The sequence below is a fragment of the Gordonia sesuvii genome, from assembly GCF_036350415.1.
In the GTDB taxonomy this organism is placed as follows: Bacteria; Actinomycetota; Actinomycetes; order Mycobacteriales; family Mycobacteriaceae; genus Gordonia; species Gordonia sesuvii.
Map to the genome: position 1 here is coordinate 482529 of NZ_JAZDUF010000002.1, position 20636 is coordinate 503164.

Sequence of the window (20636 nt, forward strand, 5' to 3'; positions counted from 1 at the left end):
GGACGCATGCGGAAGTCATCGTCGCGAATCCAGCCACCCCTGCAGGATAGCGACCGCGGCGGCCTGATCAATCACGGCGCGCGAGGACTTGGCCGAGATTCCGCTGTCGCGCAGCGCCTGGGTCGCGGTGACCGTGGTGAGGCGTTCGTCGTGATACTCCACCCCGACCGGGTCGATCCGCTCGGCCAGCCGGTCGCCGAACTCGCGGGCGAGTTCGGCCGCGGTACCGCTCTCGTTGCGCAGGGTCTTGGGCAGGCCGACGATCACACCCACCGCCTCGTATTCGTCGACGAGCGCGGCGATGCGTCGGATGTCGTCGTCGGCACGCGGCGTTCGACGCACCGTCTCGACCGGCGTCGCCAGGATCCCGTCGGGGTCGCACACGGCGACTCCGACGCGCACCGAGCCGACGTCGACACCGAGTCGGCGCCCACGCGTCCAGGTCATCGGTCGCGGACGAGCTCGCGGATGCGGGTCATCGCCGGCTCGACGCCACCCGGGTCCGATCCCGCACCCTGGGCCAGGTCGGGCTTGCCCCCGCCACGTCCACCGACGAGGGGCGCCACGTCCTTCACCAGATCGCCGGCCTTGATCCCGAGCCCACGGGCGGCGTCGGTGGTGGCCACCACGAACGGCACCTTCGTCGCGTCATTGCTCGGCGAGAACAGCGCGATGACGGCCGGGCGATCGGCGACCTTGCCCCGCAGGTCGGTGGCCAGACCACGCAGGCCGTTTCCGTCGAGACCGCCGGGAACCAGGCCACCCACGATGAGCGTGCCGCCTGCGGTGGTCGCCGATTCGATCAGGCCACCCGCTGCCGAACGGGCCGCGTCGGCGCGCAGGCGTTCGACCTCACGTTCGGCATCTCTGAGCCGGCTCACGAGTTGTTCGACGCGACCGGGGACCTCGTCGGACGGAACCTTCAGCGACGACGCGAGTCCCGCCATCAGAGCGCGTTCCTTCGACAGGTGGCGGAATGAATCCATGCCGACGTAGGCCTCGACGCGACGAATCCCCGAACCCACCGAGGATTCGCCGATCACCGTCACCGGACCGATCTGCGCCGACGACCCGACATGCGTTCCGCCGCACAGTTCCATCGAGAACGGGCCACCGATCTCGACGACCCGCACGACGTCCCCGTAGTTCTCGCCGAACAGGGCCAGCGCCCCCATCGACTTCGCCTCGGTGAGCCCGGTTTCGAAGGTGTGCACCGGGTAGTTGGCCTCCACGGCCGCGTTGCTGATCTCCTCGATCTCTCGACGCTGACTCTCCGACAAGCCTTTTCCGGAGTGGAAGTCGAACCGGAGATAGCCGGGGCGGTTCAGCGAGCCCGCCTGCGTGGCCGTGGGGCCGAGCACCTCGCGGAGCGCGGCATGGACCATATGGGTACCCGAATGTCCTTGGGTGGCACCGTGTCTCCACGACTGGTCGACCGCCGCGATGACCTCGTCGCCCTCGGCGACCTCACCTTCGTCGACCGTGACCTTGTGCAGCCACACCGACTTGCCGGCCTTCTGCACGTCGGTGACCCGAAGGCGCACACCATCTCCCGTGGTGATGGTGCCGACATCGGCCATCTGTCCACCGGATTCGGCGTAGAGAGGCGTGCGGTCGAGGACCACCACGAGTTCCTGGCCGGGTGTGGCGGTCCGGACGCGGGCGCCGTCGGCCACCAGCCCGAGCACCTTCGCCTCCGACACGAGTTCGTCGAAGCCGGTGAACATGGTCGGGCCGCGGTCGAGGAACTCGCGATACACCGACAGGTCCGCGTGCCCGGACTTGCGCGCGGTCGCGTCAGCCTTGGCACGCTGCTTCTGCTCGGCCATCAGGGCGGTGAAGCCCTCCTGGTCGACGGACAGACCTGCCTCGGCGGCCATCTCGAGCGTCAGATCGATCGGGAACCCGTAGGTGTCGTGCAGTGTGAAAGCGTCGCCACCGCTGATCGTGGACGCCTTCGAGGCCTTGGTGGCCGCGGCGGCGTCGGCGAACAACTTCGAACCCGCGGCGAGGGTGTTGCTGAACGAGGCTTCCTCGGCGACCGCGACGTCGACGATGTGCTCGCGCTGTTCGGCGAGGTTCGGGTACGACGGCGCCATGGTGTCGATGACGAGGGAGATGAAGTCGTCCATCGTGGGCTGATCGGCGCCGAGCAACCGCACCGAGCGGACCACCCGCCGCAACAGCCGCCGGAGCACGTATCCACGGCCGTCGTTGCCGGGCAGCACACCGTCACCGATGAGCAGTGCCGAGGTGCGGGCGTGATCCGCGATGACCCGGAACTTCACGTCGTCGTCGTGATTGCCGGCGCCGTATGCGCGGCCTGTCAGCCGGGACGCGAGGTCGATGATCGGCTTCATCAGATCGGTCTCGTAGACGTTGTCGACGCCCTGCAGGATGCATGCGACGCGCTCGATACCCAGGCCGGTGTCGATGTTCTTCTTCGGCAGCGGGCCGAGGATCTCGTAGTCCTCCTTGCCGCCGCCTGGGCCACGGATATTCTGCATGAACACGAGATTCCAGATCTCGATGTAGCGGTCCTCGTCCGCCTCGGGGCCGCCCTCGACGCCGTAGGCGGGACCCCGGTCGTAGAAGATCTCCGAGCAGGGTCCACACGGGCCGGGCACGCCCATCGACCAGTAATTGTCCTTGAGCCCGCGTCGCTGGATGCGTTCGGCGGGCACGCCGATCTCGTCACGCCAGATGGCCTCGGCCTCGTCGTCGTCGAGGTACACCGTCGGCCACAGCTTCTCCGGGTCGATCCCGTAGCCCCCGTCGGCGACGCTGTTGGTGAGCAACGACCAGGCGAAGCCGATGGCCTCGCGCTTGAAGTAGTCGCCGAAGGAGAAGTTGCCCGCCATCTGGAAGAACGTGTTGTGGCGGGTGGTGATGCCGACCTCGTCGATGTCGAGGGTGCGCACACACTTCTGGACGCTGGTCGCACGGTCGAACGGCGGGGTCTGCTCACCGAGGAAGTACGGCTTGAACGGGACCATGCCCGCATTGACGAACAGCAGGTTCGGATCGTCGAGGATCAGCGAGGCACTCGGGACCTCGGTGTGGCCCGCCTTGATGAAGTGATCCAGGAAGCGCTGCCTGATGTCATGCGTCTGCACTGAGTTCGTCCTTGAAGTGGTGGTCGGTCACGCGGTCGACGTGCCGCTGCCCGGACGATCGCCGCGTCCGGGCTGGTCGACACACCAGCCTACCGTCGACGCGCCCGGCCGGTGACACCCCGCACGATGGATCGGAGTTTGCCCAGCCGCGACCCGATCTCCCGCTCGTGGCCGTGGTCGGTCGGGTGGTAGTAGTCGACGCCCACCAGGTCATCCGGCGCATACTGCTGCGCCAGCACGCCATCTGCGTTGTCGTGGGGATACCGGTAACCGATGCCGCTGCCCAGGCCTTTCGCGCCGGCGTAGTGGCTGTCACGCAGATGTGCCGGTACCGCACCGGACCGGCCGGCCTCGACGTCCGCGATGGCGGCACCGATCGCGGCGACGACGCCCGCCGATTTCGGCGCGGTCGCCAGGTGGATCGTTGCCTGGGTGAGCGCGAGCTTCGCCTCGGGCATCCCGACCAGTGCGACGACCTGCGCCGCGGCGACGGCCGTCTGCAGCGCGGTCGGGTCGGCCATGCCGATGTCCTCACTGGCGTGGATCATCAGGCGGCGAGCGATGAACCGGGGGTCCTCCCCCGCGACGATCATGCGGGCCAGGTAATGCAGGGCGGCGTCGACATCGGAGCCGCGGATCGACTTGATGAATGCGCTGGTGACGTCGTAGTGCTGGTCGCCGTCGCGGTCGTAGCGTACGGCGGCGCGGTCGATCGCGGCCTCGACGTCGGCGACGTCGAGCAGTGGCGGACCCGCCGGGTCACCCGGGTCGTCGGTCACCTCGCCGTCGGTCGCCTCGCCGTGTGTCGACTCGCCGTCGGTCGCCTCCACGTCGGTCGCCTCCACGTCGGTCGACTCCCCGACGTCGTCGCGCAGCGCGGCGTCGGCGCTGGCCTCCAGCGCAGTCAGTGCGCGGCGCGCATCCCCACCGGCGACCGCGACCAGGTGATCGAGCGCCGGGTCGGTGATCCCGACCCGGCCGTCGAGACCACGCGGATCGGCGATGGCCCGCCGCAGCACCTCCCGGATGTCCTGCTCGGTGAGTGACCGGAGTTGCAGGACCAGCGAACGCGACAGCAGCGGCGCGACCACGGAGAACGACGGGTTCTCGGTGGTCGCGGCGACGAGCAGCACGATGCGGTTCTCGACGGCGTCGAGCAGCGCGTCCTGCTGTGTCTTCGAGAAGCGGTGGACCTCGTCGATGAACAGCACCGTCTGCTGGCCGTCGACCAGCCGTCGACGCGCGACGTCGATCACGGCACGCACTTCCTTGACGCCCGCCGACAGCGCCGACAACGCCTCGAAGCGGCCTCCGGTGGCGCGCGAGATCAACGCGGCCATCGTCGTCTTCCCGGTCCCCGGGGGGCCATACAGCAGCACTGACGCGGCTCCGGAGCCACTGATGAGGCGGCGCAGCGGAGAACCGGCGCCCAGCAGATGCTGCTGGCCGACGATCTCGTCGAGCGTCTGCGGCCGCATCCGGACGGCGAGCGGTGCGGTCGCGGGCGCCACTGAGGTCAGTGACAAGCCGTTCACAGCCACCCCGGGAGGGGACGCGCCGGCGGGTGGGTCGAAGAGCCCATCCATCGCGCTGTCAGGTGAGCCAGGATCGCTGCAACGCCGCACCGACCCGCGCCGCGAATTCCGCGACCACCTGATCGCCGCTGCGGACCGCCGCGGCGGACAGATCGGTCCACCGCGCGACGACGACCCGCGGGTCGTTGGTGTGCAGCGCCCAGTCATGGGTGTAGCCGGCCGGACTGACCTGCGGCACCTCGACGGACGCGACGCCGTCGTGGGCGGGCAGCATCCAGATCGTGGACAGCCACGTCCACAGCAGCCGCGCGGTCAGGATCTTGCGAGAGCTCTCGCCGTTGTGTCCCAGAGCGGGCCAGATCCCATGTACTTCCGACCGCCATGCGTCGACCATCGCTATCTCGAGGTCGGTGCGATGTCCGCTGTTGACCGTCGACAGTTGCGCGCCGCACGTCACCAGGGCGTACGCGATGTCGAGTGTGGCGTCACGGAAACCGCCCCACTCGTAGTCCATGAACTGGACACCAGCGTCGTTGAGCATGATGTTCTCGGGTCCGACGTCGGACGGGCTGAACGCCCGGTGGTCGCCCTCGGGAAACAGCAGGCATGCCGCGGCGAGGCGATCGTGCACGTCGGAGGGCAGGTCGACGCCCAACCGCTCCAGTTGGGCGGATGCGTCGGCCACCGCGCGGACGGCGGACTCACCGAGGATGTCGCCGTCGGCGGTGCCGGCGTCGCGGCGCAGGATGGCCCGGAAGTCGAATTCGCCGCCCACGGTGGCGGCGTGCATCCGGCCGAGGGCCTGTCCCCACGCGCTGACCGCATGGGATGCCTCGATCGCGTCGGTGCCCGACAGCAGCGAGTTCATCGACCGTCCGTGCCCGAGGTCGGTGAGGACCAGGACGCGGATCTCCGGGTCGGAGGCGATCAGCTGTGGGCCCGGCCGCGACTCGTTGGGCAGGGCGGTGGCGTATTTGTAGGAGGCGAGTTCGCGATGGAAGGCGCGCGGGTCCTCGTCGGCGGGCAGCGCCTTGATCACCAAGGTGCGGTCCATCGACAAGGGGTTGGCCAGCACCCGTGCCCGTACGACGACCGTGCGGCCGCTGCCGCCGAGATCCTCGGGATCGGCGAGGGTGACGGAGGAACCGGCCCGATGCGAGAGAACCGCCTCGGCCGCGCGCACCACACCGGCGATGCGACTCTCAGTTATTACCGTCATGTCACCAACCAACCTACCCAATCCGGGATCAGGCGTCACCGTCTTCTTCCGTCTGTAACCGAGTTCCCGCGCGCCGCGTCGGCGATCAGCCAGATCCTGTCTCGCACAACAAGGATCGCGCGAGTCCGGCGTGTCGTCACGCCCCGTCATCCATTCGGACCACCTTCGCCGCGGGTCCGTGACCTGCGCGCGATCAGTCCGTGGCCTGCGCCTCGACCTCTGATTCGGCCCCCGAATCACGGCCCGCTGCCTCGTCGATCGGACTGACGTCGACCGACACGTCGATCCGGCTCTTCTTCGACTCGGTGTAGATCACGCCGCGGAGCGGCGGGACGTCGTCGTAGTCACGCCCCCAGGCCACAGTGACGTGGCGTTCGTCGACGAGTTTGTCGTTGGTGGGGTCGAAGGCCACCCAGTCGTCGCCGGGCAGCCAGACGGCTGCCCAGGCATGACTCGCGTCGGCACCGAAGATCCGTTCCCGGCCGGGCGGCGGGTCGGTGGCGAGATAGCCCGATTCGTAGCGGGCGGCGAGTCCGACGGACCGGAGACAGGCGATCGCCACCCGCGCGAAGTCCTGACACACCCCCATACGGCGTTCCAGCACCGTGTCCACCCGCGTGCTGATGGCGGTCGAACCCGATTTGTAGGTGAAGTCGCGAAAGATCCGGCCGGTGAGGTCGGTGACCGCCTCGATCGTCGGTCGCCCCGGCGTGAACACTCCGGCGGCGTAGTCGCGCACCGCATCGGTGATCTCGGGCGGGTACAGGTCGAGGGCGAACTCGGTGGCCGCAGCGCCTGCCAGACCGGTGACGGAGGGTCGGGCCAGTTCCCAGGGCCCGAGGGCCGCGGGTGACAGCAGCACGCCGGCGTCGGGCGGGTCGACCTCCACGACCGAGTTCGCAGTGACGGTGAGTTCGTCGTGGCTGCTGCGGACGTGGAAGTAGGAGTCGCTGTTGCCGTACACGTCGACCCCGGTGGACCAGTCGTCGGGTTCGGGTTCGATCCGCACGTCTGCGGAGATCACCCGCTGGCCGGGCAGGTCCCGGGGTGTCAGATAACACCGCCCATAAGACGACGACACGACGTCGTCGTAGGTGTAGCAGGTGCGATGCATCACGCGGTAGCGCCGGGTGCGGCCGGGATCGGTCACGGCGAGTCACCTCCCCCACCCCAGATCGGCTGGGCCTGGCGAGGCGGCGCGAAGCGGGTGCGATTGAGCACGTCGGACAGATCGCGGACACCGGTGCCCAGCGCCGTCATCAGGTCGTCGAGGTCGCTGCGGTGCCCGGCGGTGTCGACGGTGGCGAGGTCGTCGGGGTCCGAGCGCCGCAGTTCGGCGACGAGTTCCTCGACGATGCGCTCTGCTGCCGCCGACCGCAGGGCGTCCGGCAAGACTGCGAGGTCTTCTTGCATGCGACTGAACTGGAAGGTCAGCGAACGCGGGTTGGACTCGTCGAAGAACAGCAACTCCGCGACGGCGTCGAGTTGGTAGAGGCCGCGGTTGCGTCGCCGGTAGATCACCGACGATTCGTTGGCCACGAGATAGGACTCCAACAGCGCCTGCTCGATCTCTCGGTCACGGTGGTCGGCGAACAGTGCGCGGGTGAGGTCGACGAGGGTCACCGCCCGCTCGATGCGCCGGCCGATGTCCATATAGCGCCACCCGGCGTCGTGCACCATCGATTCGGCCTGCAGACCGGCCAGCGCCAACACCCCGTGCAGCACCTCGTCGTGGGCGTGGCCGAGTTCGGACCCGAGGTCGAGTGCCGAGTCCGTGGAGTCATCGCCTGCGTCTTCCATGTCACGCGCCGTGCGGACCTGCGCGATCAGTTGCTCCAGGGCCCGCTCCACGGGCGCCAGCACCATCCACGTGCTCGTCGACATCTGGTCACGCACTGCACGTGCGGACGCGATGAGGCGTTCGACGGAATGCGCGATGGTGCCGGGGATGAGCCGGGCTGCCGTGAGGTCGGTGAGCTTGGCGATGGCGTCGGCGACCCGTTCCGGGCTCGGTGAGCTGTCACCGCCCGCGATCAGCTCGTCGGTGCGCAGATAGGTGGCGGTGCCGGTGACGAGTCCGGTGGCGTGCAGCACGAGTGGAACCGCGGCCGTACCGCTCATCCAGGGCCGGTACTGCACCTCCTGGTATCGCTCACGTGCCACCTTGGCCAGCCGGGTGGTGGCCTCGGTTCGTTCTCCGTACCGGCCGAACCAGAACAGGTCGGCGAGTACACGGGGGCTGGCCGCGGCGGCGACGTCAAAGTACTCGAGCGTGCGGGCCGGTCGTGTCGCACCACGCGCCACCGCCTCATCGACGGCACCCGCCGTCGTCGTGGATCGTCGGGAGACGTGTCCGCCGATGTCGGCGCTGGTCACCCAGATGTCCTTGGCGGCGACGGTGCGCACCGCGGAACCGGCCGGGCCGTCGGCCAGGACTGCGCCGAGGCCGCCTGGCATCACCGCGTAGGTCGGGCCCTGCGCGACGCTGAACGCGCGGATGCCCACCGGCGCGGCGCGGAGTGCGGCGGTCCCGGGTCCGTCCGTTCGACCGGGGGTCATGGTTGGTGCCACCGAGTACGGGCGCAGCTCCCGGCCCACCCACTGCCAGGTCTGTGCCTCCACGCGGGCGGCGAGCTCGGCGCGGGTGGCGGCGTCGACGAGCGGGACCACGACCTCTTCGCCGGAACGCACGTTGCTGAGGACCAGGCTGTCCATATCGGCGAGGATCTTGCCGCGCTGCAGATCGTCGCCGGCCCAGTAGGTGGGCACCGACGGCAGGGCGAGTTCTTCGTCGATGAGCACCGGAGCGAGCTTCTCCAGGACGGTGTGCATCGCCGGGCTCTCGACGACGCCGGCGCCGAGGGTGTTCACGACGGTGACCGTCCCACGCGAGATCGCCTCCACGAGGCCGGCGACACCGAGGCGGGAATCGGTCCGCAGGTCCAGCGGGTCGGCGTACTCGGCGTCGATGCGCCGCAGGAGCACGTCGACCCGCTTGTGCTTGCCCAGCGACCGCATGTAGACGACACCGTCGCGGACGGTGAGGTCGTTGCCCTCGACGAGCGGGAACCCCAGGATCGAGGCCAGATGGGCCTGGTCGAAGGCGGTTTCGGACATGCTGCCCGGGCTGAGCACCGCCACCGTGGGGTCGTCGACACCCGGCGGCGCGTAGTCGAACAGGGCGAGGCGCAAGGTGCCCACGAAGGTGGTCACGGGCCGCGGCGCGCACGTCTGGAAGAGCTGCGGGAAGGTTCGCGAGAGGAGTCGCCGGTCGATCATCGCGAAACCGATGCCCGACGGCGCCTGTGTGCGGTCGGCGAAGACCTCGAACCGACCGTCCGGTGCGCGGCCGAGGTCGATCGCGTGCAGGAACAGCGCGTGGGGCCCGGGCACCTCGAGTCGCACGGCCTTGCGGATGTAGGCGGGATGGCCGAACACCATCTCGGGCGGGATCAGACCGCTGCGGATCGTCTTCTGGTCCCGATACAGATCGCGCAAGAGTAGGTCGAGCAGGGTCGAGCGCTGGATGATCGCCTTCTCCAGGTCCGACCACTCGACACCGTCGACGAGCAGCGGCACCGGGTCGACCTGCCAGTCGCGGGCCACCGTCGTCGACCCGACGACTTCGTTGTAGATGACGCCTTCGTCGCGGATCGCGGTCGCCAGACGCGTCGCCGCGGCCCGCAGTCGCGGGTCACCACGCAATCCGTAGCCCGCCACCAGATCCGTCCAGGCGGTACGGACGCGGCCCGAGCCGTCGACCATCTCGTCGTAGGGGGTGGGCGCCGCGGTGCCCATTCCATCCGTGGTGGCGAGCCGCTCCACGTCGAACAGGGCGGAACCGTCGGGGCGATACCGGTCGAACACCGTCGGCAACCCGGTGCCGGCGGTGTTGCCGGACGAAACAGTCACCGGAGAACTGTACGTGCCCGACGCAGATCGAGGATGGCCGGTACCCCGGTGTCGGTGGCGATCCGTGCCTGTCGTTCACGCAGCAGTCCGACGTCGACCGACCCGCTGGTGTGTCCGGCCGCCTCGAACCGTCCGTTGCGGCGTGACTCGGCCTCGACCGCGTTGACCGGCGGGCGGTCGTAGGCCCGTCCACCGGGGTGGACGATGTGGTAGGTCGCGCCGCCGACCGACCGTTCCGACACCGTGTCGACGAGGTCGAAGGTCAGCGGGGTGTCGACGGTGATGGTGGGGTGCAGCGCACTCGGCGGTTGCCATGCGCGGAACCGGATTCCGCCGACCTGCTCGCCGGTGCGGCCGGTGGGACGCAGCGGGATCGGATAGCCGTTGCAGGTGAGCAGGAACCGGTCGTCCTCGCCGCCGAGCACGCGGACCTGGACACGCTCGATCGACGAGTCGACATAGCGGGCGGTACCCGTTCCGGTCGATTCCTCGCCCAGGGTGTTCCACGGTTCGATGGCGCCTCGCAGTTCCACCTCGTGGTCGCGGATCTGGACGGTGCCCAGCCGCGGGAAGCGGAACTCGGTGAACGGGTCGAGCCACGCGGTGTCGAACGGGTAGCCCGCGGCGCGCAGTTCTTCGGCGACCGCGGCGATGTCGGCGATCACGTAGTGCGGCAGGAGGTACTTGCCGTGCAGGTCGGCGCCGTGGCGGATCAGCCGTCCGCGGTAGGGCTGCTCCCAGAACCACGAAACCAGCGACCGCACGAGCAGGGACTGCACCATCGCCATCTGGTGATGGGGCGGCATCTCGAAGGCACGCAGTTCCAGCAGGCCGAGTCGGCCGCGCGGCGAGTCCGGGCTGTAGAGCTTGTCGATGCAGAACTCCGCGCGATGGGTGTTGCCGGTGATGTCGGTCAACAGGTGGCGCAGTGCCCGGTCGGTCACCCAGGGGTTCGGCGGGGCATCGACGCCTTCGGCCCCGCCGGCCTTGACCGCGAGCCGATCGATCTCGGCGAAGGCGATCTCGAGTTCGTACAGCGACGATTCCCGGCCCTCGTCGACGCGCGGTGCCTGCGAGGTGGTGCCGACGAACCGACCGGAGAACAGGTACGACAGCGCCGGGTGACGCTGCCAGAAGGTCAGCATCGACACCAGCAGATCCGGTCGGCGCAGCATCGGCGAATCGGCCGGGGTCGGCCCGCCGAGTGTGATGTGGTTGCCGCCACCGGTGCCGCCGTGACTGCCGTCGAGGTCGAACGTCTCGGTCCCCAGCCGCACGCGCCGAGCATGGTCGTAGAGCGATTCCAGGAGCTCGGACTGCTCGCCGAATCCGTTGGTCGGCTGGATGTTCACCTCGATGACGCCGGGGTCGGGTGTCACGGTGAGGGAGGTGAGACGGCCGTCTGCCGGTGGCCCGTAGCCCTCGACGACGACTGGTGTGTCGATGGCCGCGGCGGCGTCCTCGACCATCTCGACGATCGCCAGGAACTCCTCCAACGTCCCGGTCGGCGGCAGGAAGACGTACAGCACACCCCCGCGCATCTCCGCGACGACGGCGCTGCGGGGCACGAACGCGGCCGGGTCCATCTCCTTGACCGACCAGCCGAGGGCCTGCGCCGGATCCTCGGGCAGCGGCTCCGGACGCGCCGACGGATCCGACTCGAACAGTGTCGGTGCCGGCCCCCACGACAGCGAGTTGAGGGGCAACCGCAGGCCCGCCGGCGACGTGCCGGGGCTGAGCACCAGGCGGCCGCGGCGAGTGGTCCAGCGTGCGCTCTGCCAAGCCGTCTCGTCCTCCGAACGGCTCAGCGGCAACACGTAGGCGGTCGGCCCGGTGACCGCCTCGTCGAGCTTGGCCAGCAACGCGCGGCGGGCCGGGGTCGAATCCGCCGGCGGCTCGAGGTCCTCGTCCGCATCGGCGGCCTCGACGGCGGCCTCGGAGAGTTGGGCGGAGACGAACGTGCGCAGGGTCGGGTCGGCGCCCGGATCGCCGGGCGGCAACGCCGCGAGGTCGCGCATCCGCAGCAGCGGATCCTCGAACGCCGGCATGACCTGGGACAGCGGCAGCCCGAGCCGCCCGGCGAAGGCGGTGAGAAGTTTCTGCGCCGTCTCCGACGACCCTCGCGTGCCCGGTGCCGGTCCGCTGGTCTCCACGTCGATGCTCGCCTGCGCCTCGGCGCGGCTCGCCCACGGGTCGGCGAGGAGTTCGGGGCGACGCCAGATCGGCCGGCCGTCGGTCCGCCACAACAGCGCGATCTGCCAGCGTGGCAGAGGTTCGCCCGGATACCACTTGCCCTGGCTGCGCTGGACGAGGCCGGCGGGCGCGTATTCCGTCTTGAGTCGACCCGCGAGTTCGGACGCGAGGGCACGCTTGTGGGGGCCGTCGGCCGCGGTCGTCCACTCGGGGTCGGTCTGGTTGTCGATGGAGACGAATGTGGGTTCGCCACCCATCGTCAGCCGGACGTCGTTGGCGGTCATCTTCTCGTCGAGGGCGAGGCCGAGTTCCTGCACGCGCTCCCACTGCGATGGCGTGTACGGGAGGGTGACGCGCGGGTCCTCGTGGAAGCGGGTGACCGTGTTGGAGAAGTCGAGTGTGGCGTGGCACGGTCCGGTCGCCCCGGTGATGGGCGCGGCGCCACCGGGATTCGGGGTGGCGGCAAGCGGGATGTGACCTTCGCCGGCGAACAGCCCGGAGGTCGGGTCCATGCCGACCCAGCCGGCGCCGGGGAGGTAGACCTCGGTCCAGGCGTGCAGGTCGGTGAAGTCGGCATCCGGTCCGGACGGGCCGTCGATCGATTTGATGTCGGACGTCAGCTGCACCAGATATCCCGACACGAAACGGGCCGCGAGGCCGAGTTCGCGGAGCACCGCGACGAGCAACCACGCGGAGTCACGGCAGGAGCCGATACCGCTGGCGAGGGTGTACTCCGGGGTCTGGACACCCGCCTCCAGGCGCACCGTGTAGCCGACGGCCTGCTGCACGGCCTGGTTGAGGGCGACCAGGAAATCGATGATGCGGATCTTGCCGGTCGGCTTGTGCCTGGCGGCGAACGCCGCGACCGACGGATGCACCGGGGCGCCGGTGAATTCGCCCTCGGTCACCCCCACCGGCCGAAGGAAGATCTCCAGATCGTTGCGCAGTTCGTCGGGATACTCGAAGCCGTAGTTTTCGGCCCAGTCCTCGATGAAGAAATCGAACGGGTTGATCGCGGTGAGGTCTGCGATGAGACTCACCGTGATCGACAGCGTCGTCGAGGGCTCAGGGAACACCAGCCGCGCCATGTAGTTGCTGAACGCGTCCTGTTGCCAGTTCAAGAAGTGTTCTGCGGGTTCCACTTTCAGCGAGTACGCCTCGATCGGCGTGCGTGAGTGGGGCGCGGGTCGCAACCGCACCACGTGCGGGAAGATCTTGGCCGATCGATCGAATGCGTAACTCGTGCGATGCTCGAGGGCCACCTTGATCGTCATGGTCAGAAATCACATCACAATTAGCGACCCGATGCCGAGTATGCGGGCGGCGTCACCCGCCCGCCCGGCCGGTGCCTCGTGTGTGGTCAGGCACCGCCCTGCGCCGGTTCGGCCGGCGCGCCCGCATCCCCCTGCTGCTTGCGGGGTACCGGCTTGGCGTCGATACCGGATTCCTTGCGCTGGGCAGCCGTGATCGGTGCCGGCGCGTCGGTCAGCGGGTCGACGCCACCGCCCGACTTGGGGAAGGCGATGACCTCACGGATCGAGTTCTCCCCGGCCAGCAGTGCCGTGATGCGGTCCCAGCCGAACGCGATGCCACCGTGCGGGGGCGCGCCGAAGGCGAAGGCGTCGAGCAGGAACCCGAACTTCTCCTGCGCCTCGTCGTGCCCGATCCCCATGATCTCGAAGACCCGCTCCTGAACGTCGCGGCGATGGATACGGATCGAACCGCCACCGATCTCGTTGCCGTTGCAGACGATGTCGTAGGCGTATGCGAGAGCGGCACCCGGGTCGGACTCGAGCTGCTCGAGCGACTCCGGTTTCGGGGCGGTGAAGGCGTGGTGCACGGCGGTCCATGCGCCGGACCCGACGGCGACGTCGCCGGACGCGGTCGCCTCGTCCGCCGGTTCGAACAGCGGGGCATCGACGACCCAGGTGAACGCCCAGTCATCGGCCTTGATCAAACCGAGTTTCGACGCGATCTCGCCGCGTGCGGCGCCGAGAAGGGCACGTTGGGCCTTGGCCGGGCCGGCGGCGAAGAAGATGCAGTCGCCTGGTTCGGCACCGACGTGTGCGGCGATCCCGGCCCGCTCGGCATCGGAGAGGTTCTTGGCCACGGGCCCGCCGAGTTCCCCGTCCTCGCCGACCAGGATGTAGGCCAGCCCCTTCGCGCCGCGCTGCTTGGCCCATTCCTGCCAGGCGTCGAGTTGGCGGCGCGGCTGAGACGCGCCGCCGGGCATGACCACCGCACCGACGTAGGGTGCCTGGAACACCCGGAACGGGGTGTCGGCGAAGAACTCTGCGCATTCGACGAGCTCGATGTCGAACCGGAGATCCGGCTTGTCGGAGCCGAACCGACGCATCGCGTCCGCGTAGGTGATCCGCGGGATGGGCGTGGTGATGTCGACGCCGATGAGCTTCCACAGGGCGACGAGGATCTCCTCGGACAGGGCGATGACGTCGTCCTGGTCGACGAAGCTCATCTCGACGTCGAGCTGGGTGAATTCGGGCTGGCGGTCGGCGCGGAAGTCCTCGTCGCGGTAGCAGCGGGCGATCTGGTAGTACCGCTCCATCCCGGCGACCATCAGCAGCTGCTTGAACAGCTGCGGGCTCTGCGGCAGCGCGTAGAAGGTGCCCGGCTGCAGACGTGCGGGCACGAGGAAGTCGCGTGCCCCCTCCGGTGTCGAGCGCGTCATGGTGGGGGTCTCCACCTCGACGAAATCGTGTTCGGCCAGCACGCTGCGCGCGGCGGCGTTCACCTTGGACCGCAGGCGGAGGGCGTGCGCGGGGCGCTCACGCCGCAGATCGAGGTAGCGGTGCCGCAGGCGCGCTTCCTCGCCCGGGTTCTCGTCGAGCTGGAAGGGCAACGGGGCCGACGCGTTGAGCACGTCGAGGCCGACGGCGTTGATCTCGATCTCGCCCGACGGAAGGTTGGGGTTCTCGCTGCCCTCGGGGCGAACCTCGACGACGCCGGTGACGGTGACGCAGAACTCGGCGCGCAGCCGGTGTGCCGCCTCGGCCACGGCTTCGTCGCGGAACACGACCTGGACGAGACCAGAGCTGTCGCGGAGGTCGATGAAGACGACGCCCCCGTGGTCGCGACGACGCGCCACCCAGCCGGCGACGGTGACGGTCTGCGAGGCGTCGGCGCGGCGCAGCGAGCCGGCGAGATGCGTGCGGAGCACTCAGGGGTCCTTCCAGGGGGATCGAAGCGAATCTCGGCTCATCCTACTGACGTGACCTGGACCGAACCCCACCCGGGCGGCCGGGCGAATATGCTCGACCGTGCCGACTCCGGCGCGCCGCCGGGCCTTCGGATGTGGAGCCGGGACAAGGAGCGAGGATGGTTTTTCAGGGCGACGGACCCCTCGACACCGGCTCGGTCTCCGGTGGCGGAGGTGGCGGCGGTGTGGGACGGATCGCCGTCGGGGGTGGCGCCGGGCTGATCATTACCATCGTCGCGTTGTTCTTCGGCATCGATCCGGGATCGCTCACGGGTGGGACGTCCTACGGCGGCGGCACCTCCAACAGCCAGGACGTGGCCCAGATCAACGAGCACATCCAGTCGTGCACCATCGAGAAGGCCAACGTCGACACCATCTGTCGTATCGTCGCGACCACCAACAGCCTCGACGACGTGTGGTCGGACCTCATGCCCGGGTACACGCCCCCGAGCACGAAGATCTTCACCGGGGCGGTCACCACCGGATGCGGACCGGCGTCGTCGGCGACCGGGCCGTTCTATTGCCCGGCCGACCAGACCGCCTACTTCGATCCCTCGTTCTTCGCGCAACTGGAGCAGATGGGCGGCAGCGACGGACCCCTCGCGCAGGAGTATGTGGTCGCGCATGAGTACGGCCACCACATCCAGAACCTCACGGGCGCCCTGCAGCGGGGCAACCGGATGGGTTCGCAGGGGCCGCGGTCGGGGTCGGTGCGCGTGGAGTTGCAGGCCGACTGCCTCGCCGGTGTATGGGCGTTTCACGCGGACAAGGGCCCGGACGCCATGCTCGAACCGTTGACCCAGAACCAGATCGACACGGTGATCCAGACCGCGAAGGCGATCGGGGACGACACGATCCAGGGCGCGAACTCCAACCCGGAGGGCTGGACTCACGGCTCGGCCGAGCAGCGCTCACGGTGGTTCACCATCGGGTATGACTCCGGCAACCCCAATCGATGCGACACGTTCGCGACCAACGACCTATGAGCGGCGACCCGAGCGGTGTGGCGGCCTCGGCGCCGCGGTCGCCGACTGTGGTCGACCGGATCGCGGAGCGATACCTCGCGGATCAAGCGGCGCTGGACCCGCTGTTCGCGACCGAGGTCGGGGTGCCGGGCCATGACCATCTGCTGACCGACTTCTCCCCCGCCGCCTCCGCCGCGCGCACGGCCGAGGCGCGCGCCACCGTGCATGCGCTCGCTGAGGCACACATCGTCGACGACGTCGATCGCGTCACGGTCGCCACCATGTCGGCGTCGCTGCATCGTGAGATCGCCCTCGCGGAGTCCGGTGAGCGGGTCGGCGACTGCAATGTGATCGCGTCACCGCTGCAGGCCGTGCGCGACATCTTCGATCTCATGCCGACCGACAGCGCGCCGGAACGCGCGGTGTTCGTGGAACGGCTGCGAGCGCTGCCCGAGTGTGTCGACACGATCATCGACGGACTGCGACATCGGGTGGCGCACGGTCCGCCGATCGCGCGACGCCAGGTCGAGTTGGTCGCGGCGCAGGCGGGCGGGGCCGCCGAGGCGATCGCGACCAACACCGAGCCGATTGCCAACGATCCGGCGCTCTCTGGGCCGCTCGAGGTGGCGCTGGGCGATGTGCGCGTGGCGTTCGGTGCGCTCGCCGCCGTCCTGCGGGCCGAGGTGGCGCCCGTGGCGGTGACGAGGGACGGGATCGGCCGAGAGCGCTACCTGCGTCATCTGCCTGCGTATCTCGGAGCCGACGTCGATCCGGACGAGGCCTATGCCTGGGCCCTGGATCGGCTGGCCGCGATTGTCGCCGAGCAGGCCACGCTTGCCGACGAGCTACTTCCCGGCGCGACGGTACCGGAGGCGATGGCGCATCTGGACACGTTGCCGCGCTATGCCATTCACGATCGGCACGAGTTCGTCGCGTGGATGCAGGAGCTGTCCGACCGGGCGGTGGAGGGTCTGGCGGGCACACATTTCGACATCCCGTCGCGCTTGACGCGGCTGGAGTGCCGATTGGCGCCGTCTTCGACGGGGATCATCTACTACACCCAGCCGAGCGCCGATCTGTCGCGGCCGGGGCGGATGTGGTGGTCGGTGCCGCCCGAGCAGGACGTGTTCCACACGTGGCAGGAGACCACCACCGTCTTCCACGAGGGGGTGCCCGGTCACCATCTGCAGATCGGGGCGGCGATCGTGAGCGACGATCTGAACGCGTGGCGCAAGCTCGCGTCGTTCACGTCCGGGCACGGCGAAGGTTGGGCTCTGTATGCCGAGCGGCTCATGGCCGACCTGGGGTGGCTCGACGATCCGGGCGACCGGATGGGCATGCTCGACTCGCAGCGTCTGCGGGCCGCCCGCGTCGCCGTCGACATCGGGGTGCACTGCGGACTTCGGTCCCCGGCGGCACTTGGCGGCGGCACGTGGGACGCCGAGAAGGCATGGCAGTTCCTGACGAGTTCGGTGGCGATGGACCGGGCGGTGCTCCGATTCGAACTCAACCGCTATCTGGGGTGGCCGGGGCAGGCACCGTCATACGCTCTCGGACAACGGGTCTGGGAAGAAACCCGCACCGCGGCCCTCGCCACCCACCGGGACTGGACCCTCAAGGACTTCCACACTCGCGCGCTCGCCCTCGGTGGGGTGTCGCTCGACGTGCTCGCCGACGAACTCACCGCGCAGTGACGACCGTCAGCGCGGGTAGGTGATGATGGTTTCGCCGGTGCGCAGGTTGCGCCAGGTGATGGTGCGGTCGGTGTGCATGGTCGGCACCCAGCCGCCGTCGTGTTTGCGGTGGTGGTCGGGCCGGCACAGCGGTGCGAAGTTGAAGGGCACGCTCCAGCCGCCGGCCAGCGGGTCGGCATGGTTGAACTTCACCAGATGATCAAGCTCGCACTCGTGCGACGGGCGACTGCAGTACGGGTAGCGGCAGCGCCGATCCAGGTAGGTGATCTCGGCACGCATCCGATCGGGTGGTCGATAGATCAGGGCTCCGGGTGGTGGGATGTCGAAGCCGCCGTGTCCGCTGGGGTCGATGGGTGGCGCCAACGCTCGTTCGCCGACGACGATCAGTCGGCTCGCCGGTTTCGGGGTCGCGAGGGTGGGAACGGTGATGATCTTCGCCTTAGGGGCGAGTCTCTCGGCGTGGGCGGGATCTATGGCGCCGTAGCCCTGCAGTCGGGTGGGTTCGACGCCGGTCGGGTCGTACAGAAGCGTCCAGGCCGGTGGGGTCGGGAGGTCGGCGGGCGCTGGGTCGAGGGCGGCCTGTTCGGTGCTGTCGTCGGCGGTGCCGGTGTCGTCAGCGGTGCCGGCGTCGGTCTCGGTTGTGTCGGCGTCGGTCTCGGTGGTGTCCTCATCGTCGGTGCCGTCGACGTTGGCGATGTCGGCCGCGGGCTCGCTGCCCGTTTCGGTGACCTCGTGGTTGTCGGAGCCGTCCGCGGTGTCGGCGGTGTCATGGGTCTCGGCGGATGCGGCCGGCTCGGCGTCGGCCGGATCAGTGTCGGCCGGATCGGTGTCGGCCGGATCGGTGTCGGTGGGCGCGGTGATGGACGCGCTGCTCGGCGACCTACCATTCTCGTCGTCACCGTCGCTCTGGTCGGTCTCACGGTCGGTGGTGTCGGTGGTTTCGGCTGTCTCTGGGTGAGGCTGGTTCGAAGCGTTGCCGCCGGTGCTGGGCGCCGTCCGCTTGCCGCGCTTGGTGTGGGTCTTTCCTGCGGTGCAGGTGTCCTCGCCGCATTCACACGTCAGGGTGGCGCCAGGGATACCGACGATCTCGCCGAACGCGAGGATGCGCTGGCGGCCGAGGGTGCGCGGATCGCTCTTACACACGCGTGCGGCAACCAGCTTGGTGATGCGGTCACGCAGATGCACGCCGTGCTCGGCAGGCATGCAGGCATCGAGGTTCATGTGCCCGCCGGCTTCGTTGCTGAAGGTGATGTTCTCGAAGGCTTCAGCGATCGCATCCCGGGATTCGGCAGCACCGTCGGGGTCGAGGCTGATGACCGCGTCGGCGAGATCATCACGCAGGCCGGTGTCGGTGGACGCCCGATTCCCCAACTCCAACGCGAGGTCTTCGAAACTGACCGGCCCATCCTGGTCGGGTTGCGGTTCCGGTTGCACCTCGGCATCCGGATCGGTGTCGTCGGCCTCGTCGTCGAGGAGGTCGTCGAGAGTCGGATCGGCCGGCTCGTCAGCCGCATCGTCGGCGTCGGTGGTGTCGGTGTCGGGGTTGGGGAGTTGGTCGCGCAGATCGCCTTTGGGCGCGATGTCGGCGGCGTGCACCATCACTGACATGCGGTGGGTGCTGAACTCGCCGGCCAGATAGGCCATCCGAATCTTCGGGTACTCCTGTAGGGAGGCGCCGAGTGAGTACCATTCGCCGGCTTTGGTTTTGTTGATCCGTAATGCCAGGGAGATTTCCCCGACCGCGGTGTTGCGGGCGGTTTGGCCGAAGATCATGCGGTGGCGACCATCGGCTCCGAACAGTCGTTCGTTGTAGGCGCTTTCGCCGATGTGGTAGGCCATCAGTAGTGCGCGGGCTTCGGCTTGTCGGCTCAACCGCAATGCGTCGCGCGCGAACGCCCCCAATCCCTCAGCGCCGACCGACGACAACAGTGTGTCGTCGGCTGCGGGATCGGTGTAGGTGAACACGCCAGGCCTTTCGTGGGTGGGAGGTGCTGTGCGGGAATGGGACTGATGTCAGAGTATCGGGTGGGTCTGACAATCTTGGCGGGTCGGCGGCTGCCTGTGGATGACGTTGAGTCTGCGCTTTTCGATTGCGTTCAGGATATGGGTCGGGTGTGACAAGAACTGTGGTGCAGTAGGTTTCGATGGTTCCTTCGGTCTCGATACGTCCTCGCCTAGCGGCTCGGACTACTCGACCAACGGGTGAAAGTTGCGGCGGGGTCGGTGTAGGTGAACACTCCAGGCCTTTCGTGAGTGGGAGGTGCTGTGCGGGAGTGAAACTGATATCAGAGTATCGGGTGGGTCTGACAACTTTGGTGGGTCAGCGGCGGCCTGTGGATCGTTGAGTCTGCGCTTCTCGATTGCGTTCAGTATATCGGGTGCGTACGACAAGTTCGGTGGTGCAGGATGATTCGCTCGTTCCGGAGGTCTCGATACGTCCTCGCCTAGCGGCTCGGACTACTCGACCGACGGGTGGGGGCGCTCGGACTACTCGACCAACGGGTGGGCGGAGCGGCGGGGTCGGTGTAGGTGAACACGCCAGGCCTTTCGTGAGTGGGAGGTGCTGTGCGGGAACGTGATTGATGTCAGAATATCGGGTGGGTCTGACAATTCCGGTTGCTGATCCGGAGCCTGTGGACAACGGCTCTGCTGCGGTTTCTGATTGAGTTCAGGGTATCGGTTGGGTGTGACAAGTTCGGTGGTGCAGTAGGTTTCGCGGTTCTTGGGTCTCGATCTCGCAAGGCTCAATCGGTCTCGATACGTCCTCGCCTAGCGGCTCGGACTA

At 68.6% G+C, this 20636-nt stretch carries 11 protein-coding genes; 2 read left to right on the plus strand and 9 right to left on the minus strand.

Going from position 1 to position 20636, the window contains the following annotated elements:
- Positions 1-15 precede the first annotated feature (15 nt).
- The 8 genes from ruvX to aspS form a co-directional block, all read right to left on the minus strand.
- On the minus strand, positions 16-447 hold the full coding sequence (ruvX, locus tag VZC37_RS08950) for a Holliday junction resolvase RuvX (RefSeq protein ID WP_330432113.1): 432 nt from the start codon (positions 445-447) through the stop codon (positions 16-18).
- Entirely contained in the window at positions 444-3116 is a 2673-nt protein-coding gene (gene alaS, locus VZC37_RS08955; RefSeq protein ID WP_330432114.1) for an alanine--tRNA ligase, read from the minus strand. Before alaS ends, ruvX begins: the two co-directional genes overlap by 4 nt.
- Positions 3117-3205: 89 nt before the next feature.
- The gene (locus tag VZC37_RS08960; protein WP_330432115.1) at positions 3206-4702 is read right to left on the minus strand and encodes a replication-associated recombination protein A; all 1497 of its coding nucleotides are present in this window, start codon (positions 4700-4702) and stop codon (positions 3206-3208) included.
- A 7-nt stretch (positions 4703-4709) separates the two neighbouring features.
- Positions 4710-5870, minus strand: coding sequence for a hypothetical protein (locus VZC37_RS08965; RefSeq protein WP_330432116.1), 1161 nt, complete (start codon positions 5868-5870; stop codon positions 4710-4712).
- A gap of 193 nt (positions 5871-6063) precedes the next feature.
- On the minus strand, positions 6064-6984 hold the full coding sequence (locus tag VZC37_RS08970; protein ID WP_330432501.1) for a transglutaminase family protein: 921 nt from the start codon (positions 6982-6984) through the stop codon (positions 6064-6066).
- A 32-nt stretch (positions 6985-7016) separates the two neighbouring features.
- Positions 7017-9782, minus strand: a complete 2766-nt coding sequence (locus VZC37_RS08975) for a circularly permuted type 2 ATP-grasp protein (RefSeq protein WP_431309365.1) — start codon at positions 9780-9782, stop codon at positions 7017-7019.
- Complete coding sequence (locus VZC37_RS08980; protein ID WP_330432117.1) at positions 9779-13249, minus strand: transglutaminase family protein; 3471 nt, start codon at positions 13247-13249, stop codon at positions 9779-9781. The genes VZC37_RS08975 and VZC37_RS08980 overlap by 4 nt, the downstream gene beginning before the upstream one ends.
- Positions 13250-13335: 86 nt before the next feature.
- On the minus strand, positions 13336-15153 hold the full coding sequence (gene aspS / locus VZC37_RS08985; RefSeq protein ID WP_330432118.1) for an aspartate--tRNA ligase: 1818 nt from the start codon (positions 15151-15153) through the stop codon (positions 13336-13338).
- Between the two features lie 158 nt (positions 15154-15311).
- Here aspS and ypfJ point away from each other — a divergent pair, with 158 nt between their 5' ends.
- Positions 15312-16178, plus strand: a complete 867-nt coding sequence (gene ypfJ, locus VZC37_RS08990; RefSeq protein ID WP_330432119.1) for a KPN_02809 family neutral zinc metallopeptidase — start codon at positions 15312-15314, stop codon at positions 16176-16178.
- Complete coding sequence (locus VZC37_RS08995) at positions 16175-17851, plus strand: DUF885 domain-containing protein (RefSeq protein ID WP_330432120.1); 1677 nt, start codon at positions 16175-16177, stop codon at positions 17849-17851. Before ypfJ ends, VZC37_RS08995 begins: the two co-directional genes overlap by 4 nt.
- A gap of 6 nt (positions 17852-17857) precedes the next feature.
- Here VZC37_RS08995 and VZC37_RS09000 read toward each other — a convergent pair whose 3' ends face one another.
- Complete coding sequence (locus VZC37_RS09000; RefSeq protein ID WP_330432121.1) at positions 17858-19816, minus strand: HNH endonuclease signature motif containing protein; 1959 nt, start codon at positions 19814-19816, stop codon at positions 17858-17860.
- Positions 19817-20636: the final 820 nt, after the last annotated feature.

Excerpts from the sequence above, each read along its gene's own strand:
- ruvX (WP_330432113.1), bottom strand. The coding sequence starts at position 447 with ATGACCTGGACGCGTGGGCGCCGACTCGGTGTCGACGTCGGCTCGGTG.
- VZC37_RS08960 (WP_330432115.1), bottom strand. The coding sequence starts at position 4,702 with ATGGATGGGCTCTTCGACCCACCCGCCGGCGCGTCCCCTCCCGGGGTG.
- VZC37_RS08965 (WP_330432116.1), bottom strand. The coding sequence starts at position 5,870 with ATGACGGTAATAACTGAGAGTCGCATCGCCGGTGTGGTGCGCGCGGCC.
- VZC37_RS08970 (WP_330432501.1), bottom strand. The coding sequence starts at position 6,984 with ATGCATCGCACCTGCTACACCTACGACGACGTCGTGTCGTCGTCTTAT.
- VZC37_RS08980 (WP_330432117.1), bottom strand. The coding sequence starts at position 13,249 with ATGACGATCAAGGTGGCCCTCGAGCATCGCACGAGTTACGCATTCGAT.
- ypfJ (WP_330432119.1), top strand. The coding sequence starts at position 15,312 with ATGGTTTTTCAGGGCGACGGACCCCTCGACACCGGCTCGGTCTCCGGT.
- VZC37_RS08995 (WP_330432120.1), top strand. The coding sequence starts at position 16,175 with ATGAGCGGCGACCCGAGCGGTGTGGCGGCCTCGGCGCCGCGGTCGCCG.